14 protein-coding genes are annotated in these 17,649 nt (G+C 75.2%); 2 read left to right on the top strand and 12 right to left on the bottom strand.

The window, feature by feature from the left end; all coding sequences use genetic code 11:
* Position 1: 1 nt before the first annotated feature.
* The 7 genes from RGE_RS18455 to RGE_RS18425 all read right to left on the bottom strand — a co-directional run bounded on the left by RGE_RS18455 (position 2) and on the right by RGE_RS18425 (position 4,927).
* On the bottom strand, positions 2-646 hold the full coding sequence (locus RGE_RS18455; protein ID WP_014429971.1) for a hypothetical protein: 645 nt from the start codon (positions 644-646) through the stop codon (positions 2-4).
* A complete protein-coding gene (locus RGE_RS24340) occupies positions 643-1,056 on the bottom strand; it encodes a type IV pilus modification PilV family protein (RefSeq protein WP_158443102.1) in 414 nt (137 codons plus the stop codon). Before RGE_RS24340 ends, RGE_RS18455 begins: the two co-directional genes overlap by 4 nt.
* Positions 1,034-1,495 carry a pilus assembly FimT family protein gene (locus RGE_RS18445; RefSeq protein ID WP_043813593.1) on the bottom strand — a complete coding sequence of 154 codons (462 nt, stop codon included), beginning with the start codon at positions 1,493-1,495 and terminating at the stop codon, positions 1,034-1,036. Before RGE_RS18445 ends, RGE_RS24340 begins: the two co-directional genes overlap by 23 nt.
* A complete protein-coding gene (locus RGE_RS18440) occupies positions 1,492-1,935 on the bottom strand; it encodes a type IV pilin protein (protein WP_014429968.1) in 444 nt (147 codons plus the stop codon). The genes RGE_RS18445 and RGE_RS18440 overlap by 4 nt, the downstream gene beginning before the upstream one ends.
* 153 nt (positions 1,936-2,088) lie before the next feature.
* Positions 2,089-3,201 carry an NAD(P)/FAD-dependent oxidoreductase gene (locus tag RGE_RS18435; RefSeq protein WP_014429967.1) on the bottom strand — a complete coding sequence of 371 codons (1,113 nt, stop codon included), beginning with the start codon at positions 3,199-3,201 and terminating at the stop codon, positions 2,089-2,091.
* Between the two features lie 88 nt (positions 3,202-3,289).
* Complete coding sequence (locus tag RGE_RS23375; RefSeq protein ID WP_014429966.1) at positions 3,290-4,081, bottom strand: GGDEF domain-containing protein; 792 nt, start codon at positions 4,079-4,081, stop codon at positions 3,290-3,292.
* Between the two features lie 126 nt (positions 4,082-4,207).
* The gene (locus RGE_RS18425; protein ID WP_014429965.1) at positions 4,208-4,927 is read right to left on the bottom strand and encodes a Crp/Fnr family transcriptional regulator; all 720 of its coding nucleotides are present in this window, start codon (positions 4,925-4,927) and stop codon (positions 4,208-4,210) included.
* Between the two features lie 168 nt (positions 4,928-5,095).
* Here RGE_RS18425 and RGE_RS18420 point away from each other — a divergent pair, with 168 nt between their 5' ends.
* Together RGE_RS18420 and RGE_RS18415 are read left to right on the top strand one after the other, a co-directional pair.
* Positions 5,096-5,365, top strand: coding sequence for a hypothetical protein (locus RGE_RS18420; protein ID WP_014429964.1), 270 nt, complete (start codon positions 5,096-5,098; stop codon positions 5,363-5,365).
* A complete protein-coding gene (locus RGE_RS18415; protein WP_014429963.1) occupies positions 5,366-13,519 on the top strand; it encodes a GH36-type glycosyl hydrolase domain-containing protein in 8,154 nt (2,717 codons plus the stop codon). It abuts the gene before it with no gap.
* Between the two features lie 20 nt (positions 13,520-13,539).
* On the opposite strand, the gene RGE_RS18410 is transcribed toward RGE_RS18415, so the two are convergent.
* The 5 genes from RGE_RS18410 to RGE_RS18390 form a co-directional block, all read right to left on the bottom strand.
* Positions 13,540-14,388, bottom strand: coding sequence for an OmpA family protein (locus RGE_RS18410; protein ID WP_014429962.1), 849 nt, complete (start codon positions 14,386-14,388; stop codon positions 13,540-13,542).
* A gap of 20 nt (positions 14,389-14,408) precedes the next feature.
* Complete coding sequence (locus RGE_RS18405; protein ID WP_043784274.1) at positions 14,409-14,777, bottom strand: DUF4398 domain-containing protein; 369 nt, start codon at positions 14,775-14,777, stop codon at positions 14,409-14,411.
* Positions 14,778-14,950: 173 nt separating this feature from the next.
* Positions 14,951-15,880, bottom strand: coding sequence for an arginase (gene rocF, locus RGE_RS18400; RefSeq protein WP_014429960.1), 930 nt, complete (start codon positions 15,878-15,880; stop codon positions 14,951-14,953).
* On the bottom strand, positions 15,873-16,769 hold the full coding sequence (locus RGE_RS18395; protein ID WP_014429959.1) for an LOG family protein: 897 nt from the start codon (positions 16,767-16,769) through the stop codon (positions 15,873-15,875). Before RGE_RS18395 ends, rocF begins: the two co-directional genes overlap by 8 nt.
* A complete protein-coding gene (locus RGE_RS18390; RefSeq protein WP_014429958.1) occupies positions 16,766-17,524 on the bottom strand; it encodes a HesA/MoeB/ThiF family protein in 759 nt (252 codons plus the stop codon). The genes RGE_RS18395 and RGE_RS18390 overlap by 4 nt, the downstream gene beginning before the upstream one ends.
* Positions 17,525-17,649: the final 125 nt, after the last annotated feature.

Raw genomic sequence — 17,649 nt, 5'->3', positions numbered from 1 at the left:
GTCAGCCGCGGATGTTGGGCAGGCAGACGGCGGGCAGCGTGGCGCGCACGCCGCTCAGCTGCACGCTGGCGCTGGCGCGCTTGAGCGGCCCGCCGTAAGGCCAGCACTGGGCGGTGCCGACGGTGAAACCCAGGTCCGGGAACACGCCCTGGGGCACCAGCGTGACCACCTCGTCCCAGTTCGAATTGAGTGCCGACTGCGCCGTGCTGCAGGGCTTGGGGCCGAGCAGCTGCAGGCCTTGCGCGGCGCGGCTGATCAGCGCCGAGCACGCGAGCGAGCCGTCGATCGCCGTCGCCCAGACGATGGCGTTGCCGGCATGTGCCGTCGCCGACAGCGTCTGCGTGCTGCCCGACAGGCTGTTGCTGCCGCTGAGCGTGGCGTTGGCCAGCAGCACCAGGTGCTGGTTCAGCGTGCCGCCCGGGGTGGCGCTGCCGCCGCCGATGCCCCAGCCGGCGGCCGGCAGCAGCCGGGCGAGCTGGATCTCCAGGGCCGAGGCGGTGCCGGTGACACGCGCCGCCGTGCCGGTGCCGCGCGAGCCGAGCACGACCGCGCGATAGGCCTGCAGCGCCGTCACCAGGCAGATCAGCGACAGCGCCATCGCCACCAGCAGCGACACCAGCGAGACGCCGCGTGCGCCGGGCTTCAATGCGAGGCTCCCAGCGACAGGCTGCCGCCGACCAGCGGCGAGTCGACCTGGACGTCGATGACCCGCGCCGCGTCGTCGGGCACCGCGACGGCGCGCGCGCTGTCGCCCGGCAGCGTCACGGTGACGTTGCCCAGGCTGCGGCACTGCACCGTCGTGCCGGTGACGCGGCTCGTGTTCACGTTCAGCGTCGGGCCGCTGCCGCACAGGTCCAGCCCCTGGCTGGCGATCTGGCCGCGCAGCTGGTCGATGACCTGGGCGCGGCCGTTGTTGACGTGCTGCTGGCGCGTGCCCTGGGCCAGCAGCAACAGCGAGCCGAGCACGGCGATGCTCAGCACCAGCATGCCGACCAAGGACTCGAGCAGCGCCATGCCGCGCTGGCGGCGCCGGCTAGAAGCTCTTGCCTTGGACATGGGCCGAACCCGTGGTGATCGAGAAGCGCAGATCGGTGCTGCAGCCGGCCGCGGCGACCACGACCCCGGCGCTGTCCAGCGCGATGCAGCGGCTGTCGGGCTCGGCCAGCGAGACGCTGACGCCGCCTTCGTGGGCGAAGCTCCACACCGGCTGGGCGCCACAGTCGTCGCCCAGCACCACCGCGAAGGCCCCGTCCAGCACGCACAGCGTGGCCGCGCCTTCGCCGCGCGTGGCGGCCGTCGGGTTCTGCAGCGCGGCCGACTTGGTGCTGTCGTAGGCGTGCTGCAGCTGGGCCTGCACGCGCGCGAGCCGCGCGTTGTCGCTCCACTGCGAGCCGAGCTGGGCCACGAGCAGCGCCATCACGACCATCAGCACCAGCACGATCATCATCTCCACCAGCGTGAAACCACGCGGGTGGCGCGACGCGGCCCGACTCACCACGTCGACGCGCCGCCGGGGCAGCCCGACTTCGTGCGGCTGCCGGCGCTCGTCAGCACGATCTCGCAGCCCGAGACCATCGACGAGCTGCCGCTGGCCTTGACCTCGTAAGCCGGCGGGAAGCTGGCGTTGTCCACCGAGACGAGCTCGAAGTCGAAGTCCTCGGCGCTCACCGGCTTCCAGCCGGGCAGCAACGCCTTCAGCTGCGTGTTGCCGGCCACCGCGGCGGGGTAGGTGGTGTTGTTCAGCAGATGACCGTCGAGGTTCAGGCCGAGCGCGACGAGGTCGGCCTGGGCGGAGGCGACACGCTGGCGGGCGATGTACTGGCGGTAGCTCGGGAAGGCGACGGCGGCCAGGACGGCGAGCACCACCAGGGCGACCATCAGCTCGATCAACGTGAAACCGCGCGCGCGGCGCGGCTGGCGTTCAGCGGCATGCATGGCAAGACTTCCTGGCGACTGCGAATGAACCCGGCGCGGGCTCCGTCGGAGCCGCAGGCGCGGGCACGGCCGGCCGCAGGGGCGATACCCGAGTCGGCGGCTAGCTCAACACATTGTTACATGGCAAGCCGTCATGACCACCAGATTAGGGGGTCAACCGCGCAGCCGTGCCGGTGACATTGCACGCGGTTCGACGCCTTCGCGCGCCAGCGCCTCGGGCAGCGGCGCCTTCAGGATCAGCGATTCGGCCAGCAGCGCGGCGCCGGCGGCGCTCTGGATGCCGTAGCCGCCCTGGCCGGCGAGCCAGAAGAAACCGGCGGCCGTCGGGTCGAAGCCGATCACCAGCTCGCCGTCGGGCGCGAAGGTGCGCAGCCCGGCCCAGGTGTGGCGCGGGCGGCGGATGCTCATCGTCGTGCAGGCCTGGATGCGGTCGATCGCGATCGCGATGTCCAGCTCCTCGGCGACGACGTCGTGCGGCTCGACCGGGTCGGCGTTGGCCGGCGAGCCGAGCAGCTGGCCGGCGTCGGGCTTGAGGTACCAGCCGTCGTCGGCGGCGCAGACGGTGGGCCAGTGGCGGTGGTCCACGCCCGGCGGCGGGTCGAAGCTGAAGGCGCTGCGGCGCCTGGGCTGCAACCCCAGCGGCGCCAGTCCGGCGCGCCGGGCGACGACGTCGGCCCAGGCGCCGGCGGCGTCGACGAGCACCGTCGCCGCGGCCTGCCGGCCGTCGGCCAGCGTGATCGACCAGACCTGGCCCTCGCGGCGCGCGGCGGCGAGTTCGGCCTCGGTCCAGACGGTGGCGCCGTGCGAGCGCGCCACCGCCAGCCAGCCCTGCAGCGCGGCGTGCACGTCGATGTCCATCGCGTCGGGTTCGGCGACCGAGCCGATCAGGCCTTCGGCACGCAGCACCGGCACGCGCGCCAGCGTCTGCGCGGCGTCCAGGCGTTCGACGCCCGGGCCGGCGGCCAGCGCGTCCAGCAGCGCTTCCTGGCCCTGCCAGGCGACGTAGAGCACGCCGCGCGGCGACAGGATGGGCACGATCGACGGCGCGGCGTAGCTGGCGCGGCTGGCACGCGTCAGCGCGCGCGCCTGTGGCGGGCCGTAGCTCTCCATGAACATCGCCGCGCTGCGGCCGCTGGACTGCGTGCCCGGCTGGCTCTCGCGTTCGAGCAGCAGCACGCGGCCGTGGCCGGCCAGACGCGCAGCGAGCGAGACGCCGGCGATGCCGGCGCCGACGATGGCGAAATCGAAGGCGGTGTCGGTGGTCATGGTGGCGTGCGGACGTGCGGCGCCGCGATTGTGCGCCGCCGCTGCCGGCCTGCGCTGCCCGGCAGACGCTGTCCGCCGCGCCGACGCTTCAGGCGGCCTTCACCGGTTCGAGGCTGGGTGCCGGCAGGTCGGTGTGCGGCTCGAAGAAGGCCACGCCGCGGCGCTGGCGCTTGGCGCGGAACATCGCCGCGTCGGCGCGCTGCAGCAGCGCCTCGGCGTCGACGCCGTCGTCCGGGCAGATGGCGATGCCGACGCTGGGCCGCACGCTGAGCTGCAGCTCGCCGAGCTGCAGCGGCGCCGACACCGCGGTGATCAGCGCGCCGGCCAGCCGCTTCAGCTCGGGCCGACCCGGCGCCCCGGACACCAGGCAGGCGAACTCGTCGCCGCCGAGGCGGCAGACCATGTCGCTGCTGCGCAGCGCGCCGCGCAGCCGTCGCGCGACGATGCGCAGCAGCTCGTCGCCGACGGCGTGGCCGTGCAGGTCGTTGACGCGCTTGAAATCGTCCAGGTCCAGGAACAGCACCGCCAGCGTGCGCTGTTCCGAGGTCCGGCGGGCCAGCGCCTGCTGCAGCTGCAGGTCGAAGCGGCGGCGGTTGGGCAGCTCGGTCAGGCTGTCGTGCTCGGCGTCGCGGCAGGCCCGGCGCTCCTGGTCGCGGGCGAGCTTGAGCGCCCGGCGCAGCGCTGCCGCGTCGCGGCCCAGGCGCAGCAGGTCGCGAGCGCACTCGCGCGCCAGCGCCCGCTGGGCGTGGGCCGAGGCGCTGACGTCGGTGGCCCCGGTCTGCAGCCGCCAGGCGACGGCGGCCAGCAGCATCTCCAGGTCGGCGGCCTCGGCGACGGGCGCTCGCCCGGTGTCGGCCGGCTGGCGCTGGGACGGGATCATGGGCGGCTCCTGCGCTTGCGGTGAACGGCAGCGCACGGGGCCAGCATCGATTTGGCCGCCGGCCAGCGTCTGTGCGCTGGCGCACGAACCGTTGTCACGGCAGGTAACGCCGCCCGCGGCAGGCGCTCAGCCGGCGCCGTGCTCGGGCAGCAGGCGGTCGTACTCGCGTTTGACGACGGCGTAGCACTCGCAGGTGGAGGTTTCCAGGCCGGCGCGGTCGAGCACCGTGATGCGCCCGCGCGCGTAGCGGATCAGGCCGCGGCGCTGCAGCCGCATCGCCGCCTCGGTGACGCCCTCGCGGCGCACGCCCAGCATGTTGGCGATCAGCTCCTGGGTCATCACCAGTTCGTTGCCGGGCAGCCGGTCCAGGCTCAGAAGCAGCCAGCGGCACAGCTGCTGGTCCAGCGAATGGTGGCGGTTGCACACCGCGGTCTGCGCCATCTGCGTGATCAGCGCCTGGGTGTAGCGCAGCAGCAGGTGCATCACCGGCCCGGGCCGGGTGAAGGCATCCTTCACCGCCGCGGCCGGCAGCCGCCAGCCTTCGCCGGCGCTCTGCACGACGGCGCGGCTGGGCGTGGTCTCGCCGCCCATGAACAGCGCGATGCCGACCAGGCCCTCGTGGCCGACGACGGCGATCTCGGCCGAGGCGCCGTCTTCCATCACGTACAGCAGCGAGACGATGGCGGTGGTCGGGAAGTAGACGTGGCCCAGTGGCCGGCTCGACTCGTAGACCACCTGACCCAGCGGCAGGGCCACCCATTCGAGCTGCGGCAGCCAGCGCTGCAGGTCCTCGGCGGGCAGGGCGGCGAGCAGGCGGTTGTCCTGCGCGAGGGTGCGATGGGGCATGGGGCGCGGCCGGCGGCGCGGAGGCACGCGCCATGCCGCGGCACTCTATGCCGGCGGCGGCGGCGCGTATGTTCGCCAGCGCACAGACCCCGCCGGACCGCGGTCCCACAGTGGCCGCAGGCCGGCGGCCCGCGTTCGCGGCACCGCCGCGGCCGACGCGGGAGTGGCATGCGCTCGTCTTCGTTCGAACCGGACCGTCCCTGCGGCCCCGCCGGCGGCGCCACGCGCTGGGCGACCTCGTCCTACGGCGACAGCGCCGACACCCGCCCGGCCGAGCTCGAGGCGCTGCGCCAGCACCTGGGCCAGTGCAGCGCGCGCGACCCGCGCCTGGCGGCGCTGCGCTGCGGCGGGCTGCGCCTGCTGGCGCTGGTCAACTCGCATCTGGTGACGACGCTGGCGCTGGCGGCCGCGGCCGCGGCGGCGCTGTTGCTGCTCTAGGTGCCGCGCCGCCCCCCGGACGAACCCGCCCTGCCGGCGGCGCTGCAGGGCCTGTTGGCGCCCGGGCGCGCGCCGCCGCTGCCGCCGGTGCGCTCGGAGATCTTCGGCGCCCAGCGTTTCGCCCAGCACGGCCGCAGCCTGGCGGCGACGCACGAAGCCGAGCCGCCGGCCTGGGGCGCCGCCGGCTTCTTCCCGCGGCTGCGCGACAACATCGCGGTGCTGCGCCGGGCCTATGCGGCGATCGCCGCGCAGGCCGCCGCCGGCGACGAGCCCGGCCCGGCGGCGCTGTGGCTGCTGGACAACTTCTACCTGATCGACGCCCAGCTCGAGGCCATCCACGACGGCCTGCCGCGCGGCTTCTTCCGCCGCCTGCCGGTGCTGCGCGCCGAGCCGCTGGCCGGGCTGCCGCGGGTCTACGGCGTCGCCTGGGCTTTCGTCGCGCACACCGACAGCGCCTTCGACGAGGCCCTGCTCGTCGCCTACCTGGGCGCCTACCAGGAGACGCGCGAGCTGGCGCTGGCCGAGACCTGGGCGCTGCCGACGGTGCTGCGCGTGGTGCTGGTCGAGAACCTGCGCCGGCTGGCCGAGCGGCTGGCCATACACAAGGCCGCCGGCGAGCTCGCCGACCGCTGCGCCGAACGTCTGGCCCAGGGCCGGGCGACGGCGCTGGAGCCGCTGCACCGGCGGCTGGCGGCGCACGGCGCCGGCGAGGTCTTCCTCGCCCGCCTGGCCGAGCGCCTGCAGGACGAGCCGGCCGACGAGGCCACGCACGCCTGGCTGGCGGCGCGCCTGCCCAACCTCGCGGCGCTGCAGCGCCAGCTGGCCGCCGACCAGGCCGCCGACAACCTGAGCGTCGGCAACGCCGTGCACACGCTGCGCACGCTGGGCGAGGCCGACTGGCCGGAGATCGTCGCGCGCTGCAGCCCGCTGATGCAGCGCCTGCTCGGCGACCCGCTGTTCGCCGCCGAGCACCACCGCACGCGCGACGCCACGCTGCACGCCGTCGAGGCGCTGGCGCGGCGCAGCGGCCACGGCGAGATGCGGGTCGCCGCCGAGCTGCTGGCGCTGATGCGCGGCGGCCAGGGCGCCAGCGCCGCCGCCGGCCACTGGCTGGACGGCCCGGGGCGGCCGGCGCTGGCCCGGGCGCTGGGCCTGCACGAGCCGCTGGCCGCGGCCTGGCGGCGTGTCGCGCCGCGGCTCGCGCTGCCGGCCTACCTGGCCGCCGTCGGCCTGGGCAGCCTGGCGGCGCTGGCCGCGGTGCGTGCCGCCGACGCCTCGTGGGCCTGGGCGCTGCTGGCGGCCTGGCCGGCGTCGGAGCTGGCGATCGCGCTGCTGCACCGGCTGGTCGGCGAGTCGCTGCGCCCGCGCCATCTGCCCCGCCTGGCGCTGGCCGCCGGCATCCCGGCCGACCAGCGTGTGCTGGTCGTCGTGCCGGCGATGCTCGCCGACCGCGCCACGATCGACACGCTGGTGCACCGGCTGCTGCTGCACCGCCTGGCCAACCCGGAGGCCCACGCGCAGTTCGCGCTGCTCAGCGACTGGGCCGATGCCGACGCCGCCGGCGCCGCCGGCGACGCCGAACTGCTGGCGCACGCGCAGGCGGCGGTCGCGGCGCTCGAACACGAATACGGCGACCCCGGCGGGCCGCAGCGTTTCCTGCTGCTGCACCGCGCGCGCCGCTACAGCCGCAGCGAAACGCGCTGGATCGGCTGGGAGCGCAAGCGCGGCAAGCTCGAACAACTGGTCGCCGAACTCGCCGAGCACGGCGGCCCGGCCGACGGCCGCATGCCGGCTTTCGTCGACCTCGGGCGGCTGTCGCGGCCGGCGCCGCTGACGCGCCACCTCGTCACGCTCGACGGCGACACCCAGCTGCCGCCGGGGCGGCTGCGCGAGCTGGTCGGCATCGCCGCGCACCCGTCCAACCGGCCGGTGCTGGCGGCCGACGGCCGCCGCGTCGTCGCCGGCTACGCGATCCTGCAGCCGCGCCTGGTCACGCCGCTGCCGCTGCCGCACGAAGACACCTTCTTCCACCGCCTGTTCGCCGGCCAGTCGGGCGTGGACCCCTACGACGCCGCCAGCTCCGAGGTCTACCAGGACCTGTTCGGCGAAGGCAGCTTCAGCGGCAAGGGCCTGCTCGACGTGCAGGCGGTGCACGCCGTGCTCGCCGGCCGCCTGCCCGAGGACCGGGTGCTCAGCCACGACCTGCTCGAAGGCGCGCTGGCGCGCTGTGCCGTCGTCACCGACGTCACGCTGGTCGAGGACGCGCCTTTCCACGCCGAGGTCGCGGCCTCGCGCGTGCACCGCTGGACACGCGGCGACTGGCAGCTGCTGCCGATCCTGCTGCGTTCGCTGCGCCACCCGGCGCAGCTGCCGCTGGGCGCCGTCAACCGCTGGAAGCTGGCCGACAACCTGCGCCGCTCGCTGGTCGCGCCGGGGGCGCTGGCGCTGCTGCTGGCCGCGCTCGCCGGCTTCGCCGCGACGCCGGCGGCGGCGCTGGCGCTGGTGGCCGCGGCCTTCGGCGCCGGCCCGCTGCTCGGGGCGCTGGCCGGCATGGTGCCGGCGCGCGAGCAGGTCGCGCGGCGCCATTTCTACGCCGGGGTCGGCCGCGACCTGGCGCGATCGGCCGGCGGCACGGCCTGGTTCGTCGCGATGCTGCTGCAGCACACGCTGCTGGCCGCCGACGCGATCGGCCGCGCACTCTGGCGGCTGCTCGTCAGCCAGCGCCTGCTGCTGCAATGGACCACCGCTGCCGCCGCCCAGGCCGCGGCGCGCGACGAGCTCGGCGTCGCGCTGCGCCGCCACTGGGGGGTGATGCTGGCGGCGGCGGCGATCGCCGCGGCGGCCTGGGCGCTGCCCACGCCGCATCCGGTGGCCGCCGCGCTGCTGTGCGCGCTGTGGGCCGGCGCGCCGCTGTGGAGCTGGGCCGTCAGCCGCACCGGCTTCACGCGCCAGCCGCAGGCCTGTCCGGAGGCGGACCTGGTCTATCTGCACGGCATCGCACGCGACACCTGGCACTTCTTCGAGCGCTGCGTCGGCCCCGCCGACCGCCACCTGCCGCCCGACAACCTGCAGAGCCAGCCGCACGAGATGCTGGCGCACCGCAGCTCGCCGACCAACATCGGCCTGTACCTGCTGGCCACCGCCTGCGCCCGGCGCTTCGGCTGGATCGGCGACGCGGAGCTGCTGCGCCGTCTGGAGGCGACGCTGGACACGCTGGATGGCCTGGCGCGCCACCGCGGCCACTTCCTGAACTGGTACGACACGCGCAGCGGCGAGCCGCTGCCGCCGCTGTACGTGTCGACGGCCGACAGCGGCAACCTCGGCGGCCACCTGCTCGCCGTGGCCCAGGCCTGCCTGGAGCGGGCGCGTGTGGCCGCCGAGCCCGAGGGCCGGCGCCTGGCCGCCGTCGCCGCGCGCTGCCGCCAGCTGGCCTGGGCGCCCGACTACCGATTTCTCTACGACCCGCGCCGCCACCTGCTGCACATCGGCTGGCGCGTCGCCGAGATGCAGGCCGACGCCGGCTTCTACGACCTGCTGGCCTCGGAGTCGCGGCTGGCCAGCCTGCTGGCCATCGCCAAGGGCGACGTGCCGGTGCGCCACTGGGCGGCGCTGGCGCGGCCGTTCTACGCCGTCGGCACGACCGCCGGGTTGCGCTCGTGGTCGGGCTCGATGTTCGAGTACCTGATGCCCTCGCTGATCCTGGCCGAGCCGCACGGCAGCGTGCTGCACGAGGCCGGCGTCGCGGCGCTGCGCGAGCAGCGCGACTACGCCGCGGCGCGCGGCGTGCCCTGGGGCATCTCGGAATCGGCCTACGCCGGCTGCGACCACACGCTGGCCTACCAGTACGCACCGCAGGGCGTGCCGCGCCTGGCGCTGCGCCGCACGCCGCCCGACGAGCTGGTCATCGCGCCTTACGCCACGGCGCTGGCGGCGCTGCTGCGGCCGCAGCGCGCCGCGCGCAACTTCGCCGTGCTGCAGGCGCTGGGCGCGCGCGGCACGATGGGTTTCGTCGAGGCCCTGGACTTCAGCCCGGCGCGCCAGACCGGCGGCGAGACCCCGGTGCTGGTGCACACCGTGATGGCCCACCACCAGGGCATGAGCCTGGTCGCGCTGGCCAACGTGCTGCTCGACGGCGCGCCGCAGCGCTGGGGCATGGCCGACCCGCACCTGGAGGCGGTGGCCTCGCTGCTGCACGAGCGTGCGCCGCGCGAGGTCTCGCGCCTGGCGACGCCCTCGGCGCTGCCGCAGCCGCTGCCGCGCCGCGGCGCTCCGGCGCTGCGGCGCGAGGTGCTGCCCGGCGCGCACGCCGTCGAGCCGACGCAGTTGCTGGCCAACGGCCGCTACGGCGTCGCCCTGCGCGCCAACGGCGCCGGGCGCAGCCGCCGCGGCCGCCACGACATCCACCGCTGCCGCGACGACGCGCTGCGCGACGCCTGCGGCCAGTTCCTCTACCTGCGCCGCGCCGACACCGCGCCGCTGGTCTCGCTGACCCAGCACCCGGCGCCCGACGACGCCGCCGAGTACCGCAGCGTGTTCCACGCCGACCGCGTCGTCTTCGAGGCCGAGTGGCCCGACCTGCAGGCCCGCGTCACGGTCTGGGTCAGCCCCGAGGACGACATCGAGTTCCGCCAGGTCGAGCTGAGCCAGGGCGGCGACGAGCCGCTGTCGCTGGAACTGCTCAGCGCCTTCGAGGTGACGCTGGCCGAGGCCGCGGCCGACGAGGCCCACCCGGCCTTCGCCAAGCTCTTCGTCAGCGCTCGGCGCCACGCCGCGCAGCGGGCGCTGGTCTTCGAGCGCCGGCCGCGGCTGGCCGGCGAGCCGGCGCTGCACATGGCGCACTTCCTCGCCGAGTCCGCGCCCGGCGTCGGCGTGCTGCGCCACCAGGTCGACCGGCGGCGCTGGCTGGGCCGCAACCGCGGCGCCTGGCAGCCGCTGGGGCTGCTGGAGGACACGCCGCCCGGCGCCGACCCGCAGGAGCTGGACACCGGGCTGGACCCGGTCTGCGTGCTGGGCGTTCGCCTGACGCTGGCGCCGGGCGCCCGGCTGCGGCTGACCTTCGCCACCGCCGCCGCCGACGACGCGCCGACGCTGCGCTCGATGCTCGACAAGTACCTCGAACCCAGCCACGTCGAACGCGCCTCGCGGCTGTCGGCCACGCTGGCCGGCGTGCGCCTGGGCGCGCTGCAGATGGGCGCCGACGGCTTCACCCGGCTGCAGTCGCTGGCCACCGCGCTGCTGCTGACGCTGACGCGCCCGGGCGTGGCCGAGGCCGGCGTCGTCGACCGGCGGCTGCTGTGGCGCTTCGGCCTGTCCGGCGAGCGGCCGCTGGTGCTGGTGGCCGCGGCCACGCTGCCCGGCCTGGGCCTGGTGCGCACGCTGAGCCAGGCGCTCTCTCTGTGGTCCTGGGCCGGGCTGTCCTGCGACCTGGTGGTCATCAACGCCGAGGCGCCGTCGTACGCGATGCCGCTGCAGCACGCGCTGGCGGCGCTGCGCGACCGCCACGACGCCGACGCCGCGGCCAGGCCGCAGCAGGCGGCCAGCGGCTGGCACCTGCTGGCCGCCGCCGACCTGTCGGCCGACGAACGCTCGACGCTGCAGGTGCTGGCGCGCATCCGCCTGCGTGCCGACGGCCGGGCGCTGGCCGCCCAGCTCGACGACTGGGTGCAGCGCCTGGACGAGGACCTGCGCCGCCAGCAGGACGGATCGAGCACGCCGCTGGCCGCGGCGCCGCATGCCGCGGCCGCCGTGCCGGCGAGCCGCGGGCGCTTCGGCGCCGGCGGCGCCTACGCCTTCGAGGCCGGCAGCGCGCGGCGCCCGCCGCGGCCCTGGAGCAACGTGCTCGCCAACGAAGGCTTCGGCAGCGTGCTCACCGAGGCCGGCGGCGGCTGCACCTGGGCCGTCAACAGCCGGATGAACCAGCTCACGCCCTGGTCCAACGACGCCGTCGCCGACCCCTGCGGCGAACAGCTGCTGCTGCAGGACCTGGCGACACGCCGCGTCTGGAGCGTCACGCCTTCGGCGGCGGCCGAACCCGGCATCGCCTACCGCGTCGAGCACGCGCCGGGCTTCACGCGCATCAGCCACCGCCGCGGCGCGCTGGAAGTCGAGGCCCGCTGGTGCGTGGACGCCGACGCCGCGCTGCGCCAGGTGCAGCTGCGGCTGCGCAACACCGGCCCGCGCCCGCTGGCGCTGCGCCTGGTGGGCGTCTGCGAATGGCAGCTCGGCGCCCGCCTGGGCGAGCGCGCCACGGTGCGCAGCGCCCACCACCCCGGCGTGCTGCTGGCCACCCAGCCCGAGCAGGGCGGCGGCTTCGGCGGCGGCACCGCCTTCCTCGCCTGGGCCGAGGGCGAGCTCGGCGACGACTGGACCTGCCAGCGCCGCGAGCTGTTCGACGCCCGCGGCCGCCCGGTGCTGCCCGACCACCTGGGCGGGCGCGCCGGCGCCGGCCTGGATCCCTGCGCCGCGCTGGGCCTGCGCCTGGAACTGGCGCCGGGTGAGGAAGCCGGCCGCACGCTGCTGCTGGGCTGGGCCCCCGACGCCGAGGCCGCGCTGGCCCTGGCGCGCCGCGCCGCGGCGCTGCCGCCGGTGGTGCGGCTGCAGACGGCGCTGGCGCGCTGGGAGACGCTGCTGGGCGCGGTCAGCGTGGCGACACCCGACCCGCTGTTCGACGTCATGGTCAACCGCTGGCTGCCCTACCAGACCCTGGCCTGCCGGCTCTGGGCCCGCGCCGGCTTCTACCAGGCCGGCGGGGCGACGGGCTTTCGCGACCAGCTGCAGGACGCGGTGGCGCTGGCCTGGGCCGCGCCGCAGCTGCTGCGCGAGCAGATCCTGCGCTGCGCGGCGCGCCAGTTCGCCGAGGGCGACGTGCAGCACTGGTGGCACGCGCCCGGCGGCGCCGGCGTGCGCACGCATTTCAGCGACGACCTGCTGTGGCTGCCCTACGCCGTCTCGCAGCACCTGGCGCGCGGCGGCGACGCCGCGCTGCTCGACGAGACGGTGGCCTTCATCGAGGGCCTGGAGATCCCGCCCGGTGCCGAGGACATTTACGGCACGCCCACCGTCGGTGCCGCCGTGGCCAGCGTCTACGAACACGCCGCGCGGGCCATCGACCGCAGCCTGCGCGTCGGCGCCCACGGCCTGCCGCTGATGGGCAGCGGCGACTGGAACGACGGCATGAACCGCGTCGGCCACGAAGGCCGCGGCGAGTCGGTCTGGCTGGCCTGGTTCCTGTGCCGCGTGGTCGCCGACTTCGGCCCGCTGGCGTGCGCCCGCGGCGAGGCCGAACGCGCCGGGCGCTGGGACGAAGCCGCCGAAGGCTGGCGCGCGGCGCTGCTGGGGCCGGCCTGGGACGGCCGCTGGTACCGGCGCGCCTTCTTCGACGACGGCTCGGTGCTGGGCTCGGCGGCCAACACCGAGGCCCGCATCGACCTCGTCGCCCAGGCCTGGGCGGTGCTGAGCGGCGTCGCGCCAGCCGAGCGCTGCGGCCAGGCGCTGGCGGCGGTGCAGACCGAGCTGGTCGACGCCGAGGCCGGGCTGATCCGGCTGCTGCACCCGCCGCTGGCGCAGGCCGTGCCCAGCGCCGGCTACATCCAGACCTATCCGCCCGGCGTGCGCGAGAACGGCGGCCAGTACTCGCACGCCGCCGTCTGGGCGCTGATGGCGCTGCTGCAGCACGCGCCGGCCGCCGCCGACCCGCAGGCCGAAGCCGACCGCGCCTGGCGCTGGTGGCAGTGGCTGAGCCCGGCGCACCGCGCCGCCGACCCGGCGCAGGCCGAGGCCTACGAGGCCGAGCCCTACGTGATGGCCGGCGACGTCTACGCCGCGCCGCCGTGGACCGGGCGCGGCGGCTGGAGCTGGTACACGGGTTCGGCGGCCTGGATGCAGCGTGCGGCGCTGGAGTCGATCTTCGGCCTGGTGCTCGACGGCCGCTGGCTGAGCCTGCGCCCGGCGCTGCCCGGCCACTGGCCGCAGGCGGCGCTGACGCTGCGCCGCGGCGCTCTGGTGCTGCACCTGCGGCTGCAGCGCGCCGGCTGTGAAAACGGCGCCTGGGGCGCCGGGGTGGTGGTGCACGAGCTGCCGGCGGGCGCGGCCTTCGAGTGGGCCGGGCGGGTCGGCGAGCACGCGCTCGTCGTGCCGCTGCCGCCGGGCCGCTGAAGGCCCGCGCGGCCCGGCTTTCAGCGCGGCGTGGCGGCGCTGCCCTCGTCGGACAGCACGATCTCGACGCGGCGGTTCATCTGCCGGCCGCCCGGGTTGTCGTTGGCGGCCACCGGCTGCGTCGCGCCGAAGCCCTGGGCGGTGAGCTGCTCGCGGCCCACGCCCATGCCCAGCAGCGCGCCCAGCACCGCGTCGGCGCGCCGGCGCGACAGCGCCAGGTTGCCCGAGTCGCTGCCGGTGCTGTCGGTGTAGCCCTCGATCGCGGCCTTGCGCTGCGGCTCCTGCTTGAGCACGTCGCCCAGCTGCTGCAGCTTGCGCAGGCCGCCGGCGCGCAGCTCGGCGCGGCCGGTGTCGAAGAGCACGTCGCCCAGCGTCAGCACCAGGCCGCGTTCGGTCTTCTTCGCTTCCAGCTCGCTGAGCTGGGTGCGCAGCTGGGCGTTGCGGCTTTCGGCGTCGCCGGCCTGGCGCTGCGCCACCGCGGCCGCCTGCGCCGAGGCGTCGGCTTCGCGGGTGCGGGCGGCCAGGCGCTGCTGGTCGCGCGCGGCGGCGGCCCCGGCCACCGCTTCTTCGGAGGCCTTGCGGCGGCCGGCCTCGCGCGCCAGCGCGACACGCTGCTTGGCGAGGTAGCTCAGCTGCTCGACCTGGGCGGCGTCGTCGCGGCGCGCCTGCGCCGCCTCGGCCTGGGCGATCGCGTCGCCGGCCTGCCTGGATTCGAGCGGCGCCAGGCGCTGGGTCTGGACGTCGCCCTGCAGGCTGCGGTAGTCGCTGCGGGCCTGGGCCAGCGTGGCGTTGACGGGCGGCGTGGTGCTGCAGGCGGCGAGGGCGGCCGCGGCCAGCACGGCAAGCGTGAAGTGTCGGAGAGTGTTCATGGAGTGTCCGGTTCGGTGGATCAGCGCGACGGGCGGGCCATCTCGTCGCGCAGCGCGCCGGCGGCGTCCTGCACGGCGAGTTCGGCGCGGCGGGCGCGTTCGCTTTCGGCGCGGGCCTGGGCGAGCTGGGCGTCGAGCTGGGCCTGCTGCGCCAGCGCCCGCGCGCCTTCGGGCTCGTCGGCGGCCAGCGCCCGGTTGGCGCGGCTCATCTTGTCGCGTGCCGCAGCCATCTCGACGGCGGCCAGTTCGGGGGCGCCGGCGGCGACGGCACGCGCCAGCGCGGCGTCGGCCAGGGCCATCTCGGGCGGCGGCGGCGTGCTGGCGCATGCGGCCAGCGCCAGCAGCACGCCCACGGCGGGCAGCCACCGGCGGTTCGTTCGGGTGTTCATCGTGTTCCCTTCCTGGGACCGGGCCCGCCGGCTGTGCGGCGTGATGCGGCACCGGCCAGGAGCCGTTGTCCGCAGCATGGGCGCTGCGCGCCCGCCTGTCGGTGCGATGGCGTACCGAGGCCGGCGCCGGGCGCCGGACGGTGCTCAGGAAGGGAAGGGCGCGGCCGCGAGGCTCAGCGCGGCGCGCGCATCAGCGTGCTCTTGCCGAACAGGCTCTCGATCAGGTCGACGGCCAGCGTCGCGGTCTTGTTGCGCACGTCCAGCGCCGGGTTCAGCTCCATCACGTCGAGGCTGGCCAGGCGGCCGGTGTCGGCGATCATCTCCATGCAGAGCTGGGCTTCGCGGTAGGTCGGGCCGCCGGGGATCGTCGTGCCGACGCCGGGCGCGATCTCGGGATCGAGGAAGTCGACGTCGAAGCTGACGTGCAGATGGGTGCCGGCGTCCAGCGTCGCCAGCGCCAGCTCCATCGTGTGGCGCATGCCCATCTCGTCGATATAGCGCATGTCGAAGACCTCGAGTCCGACCTCGTGCACGAAGCGCTTCTCGCCCGGGTCGACGCTGCGGATGCCGATCTGGCGCACCCACTTGGCGTTCAGCGCCGGCACCTGGCCGCCGATCTCGACCAGTTCCTTCGGGCCGTGGCCGCACAGGCAGGCCACCGGCATGCCGTGGATGTTGCCGCTGGGCGTCAGCAGGCTGGTGTTGAAGTCGGCGTGGGCGTCGAGCCAGAGCACACGCAGGCGCTTGCCGGCTTCGCGGCAGTGGCGCGCCACGGCGCTGATCGAGCCGATCGCCAGGCAGTGGTCGCCGCCGAGCAGGATCGGCATGCGGCCCTGGTCGAGTTCGGCGTGCACCGCGTCGTGCACGGCGACGTTCCAGGCGACGACCTGGTCGAGGTGGCGGTAGCCCTCGACCGGCGGCTGCCAGGGGTTGGACGGGCCGGCGAGGTTGCCGCGGTCCAGCACCTCGACGCCGTGCGACTCCAGCGTGCTCTGCAGGTTGGCGACACGCATCGCCTCGGGGCCCATGCTGGCGCCACGCGCGCCGGCGCCGATGTCGGTGGGCGCGCCGATCAGGCTGACGCGGCGGACGGGGTCAGACATTGTTCGTCTCCTCGTTCGGGATGGCGTCGAAGCCGTAGAACGAGGCCAGGTGGTCCCAGGCCTCCTCGGCGGTCTCGACGAAGCGGAACAGGTTCAGGTCGCCGGCGCCGATCATGCCGGTGGCCACCAGGTGCTCGAAGTCGATCAGCTTCTCCCAGAACGCGCGCCCGAACAGCAGGATGGGCCGCGGCCGGCTCTTGCCGGTCTGGATCAGCGTCATCGTCTCGAAGAGTTCGTCGAGCGTGCCGAAGCCACCGGGGAAGCACACCAGCGCCTTGCTGCGCATCAGGAAGTGCATCTTGCGCAGCGCGAAGTAGTGGAACTGGAAACACAGCTCCGGCGTGATGTACGGGTTGGGCGCCTGCTCGTGCGGCAGCACGATGTTCAGGCCGATGCTCTTGCCGCCGACCTCGTACGCGCCGCGGTTGCCCGCTTCCATGATGCCCGGGCCGCCGCCGGTCACGACGTAGATCGGCGAGGCCAGCTTCGCCGAGCGTTCGGTGACGATGGCCGCGAAGCGCCGCGCCTGCTCGTAGTAGGCGCTCATCGCCAGCGCCGCCTCGGCGCGCGCGACGGCGGTGGCGTCGCCGGTCGAGCGTGCCGCCTCGAGCCGCTCGCGCGCCTGGTCCTCGGGCAGGATGCGCGCGCTGCCGAAGATGACGATCGTCGACTCGATGCCCAGCTCGCGCTGCAGCATCTCGGGCTTGAGCAGCTCGAGCTGCATGCGCACCGTGCGCAGCTCCTCGCGCAGCAGGAAGTTGGTGTCGGTGAACGCCAGCCGGTAGGCGCTCTCGGGGCCGGCGTAGCGCTGGGACTCCAGCGTGCGCGCGTCTTCTTCGGCGGTCGGGAAGTTGCGGGACGTGAGGTTCGGAAGTCGAGGATCGTTCATGTTTTCGAGCTTGATTGGCAGACCGGGCAGGACTCGGCGCGCATGACGCGGATCTCGTCGAAGCGCATGCCCATCGCGTCGACCAGCAGCAGCCGCCCGGCGAGCGGCTCGCCGATGCCGGCCAGCAACTTCAGTGCCTCCGCCGCCTGGGTGCTGCCGACCAGGCCGACGAGCGGAGCGAAGACGCCCATCGTCGCGCAGGCCGCGTCCTGGTGGCCGGCGTCGGGCGGGAACAGGCAGGCGTAACACGGCGCGTCGTCGCGGCGTGCATCGAACACCGAGACCTGGCCGTCGAAGCCGATCGCGGCGCCCGAGACCAGCGGCCGGCGGTGGTGCACGCAGGCGGCGTTGACGGCGTGGCGGGTGCGGAAGTTGTCGCTGCAGTCGAGCACCAGATCGGCCTGCGGCACGAGTTCGTCGAGCAGCGCGGCGTCGGCGCGGCGCACCAGCGCCGTCACCTGCACGTCGGGGTTCAGCGCCGCGATGCTGGCTGCCAGCGACTCGGCTTTCGGCGTGCCGATGCGGTCCAGCCGGTGGGCGATCTGGCGCTGCAGGTTGGTGGCGTCGACACGGTCGTCGTCGACGACGGTGATGCGGCCGACGCCGGCGCTGCCCAGGTACAGCCCGACCGGCGAGCCCAGGCCGCCGGCGCCGATGACCAGCGCGTGCGCGGCCAGCAGGCGTTGCTGGCCTTCGATGCCCAGGGCGTCGAGCAGGATGTGGCGCGAGTAGCGCAGCAGCTGGTCGTCTCTCACGTCCGGCAACAGTTCTTTCGTCAAACAGCCCTTTGGCGCTCGGGACGCGGGGTGGGGCGAGCGGCCCGGCTTGGGCAGGCTGCGCGCATCGCCATCCGCGGGAGACTGCCTTGCCGAGGTTTCAG

Origin of the sequence: Rubrivivax gelatinosus IL144 (assembly GCF_000284255.1) — a bacterium.
GTDB classification, from domain to species: Bacteria; Pseudomonadota; Gammaproteobacteria; order Burkholderiales; family Burkholderiaceae_C; genus Rubrivivax; species Rubrivivax gelatinosus_A.
The sequence above is the reverse complement of the archived record's forward strand: the minus strand, read 5'-3'. Positions and strand labels throughout refer to the sequence as shown.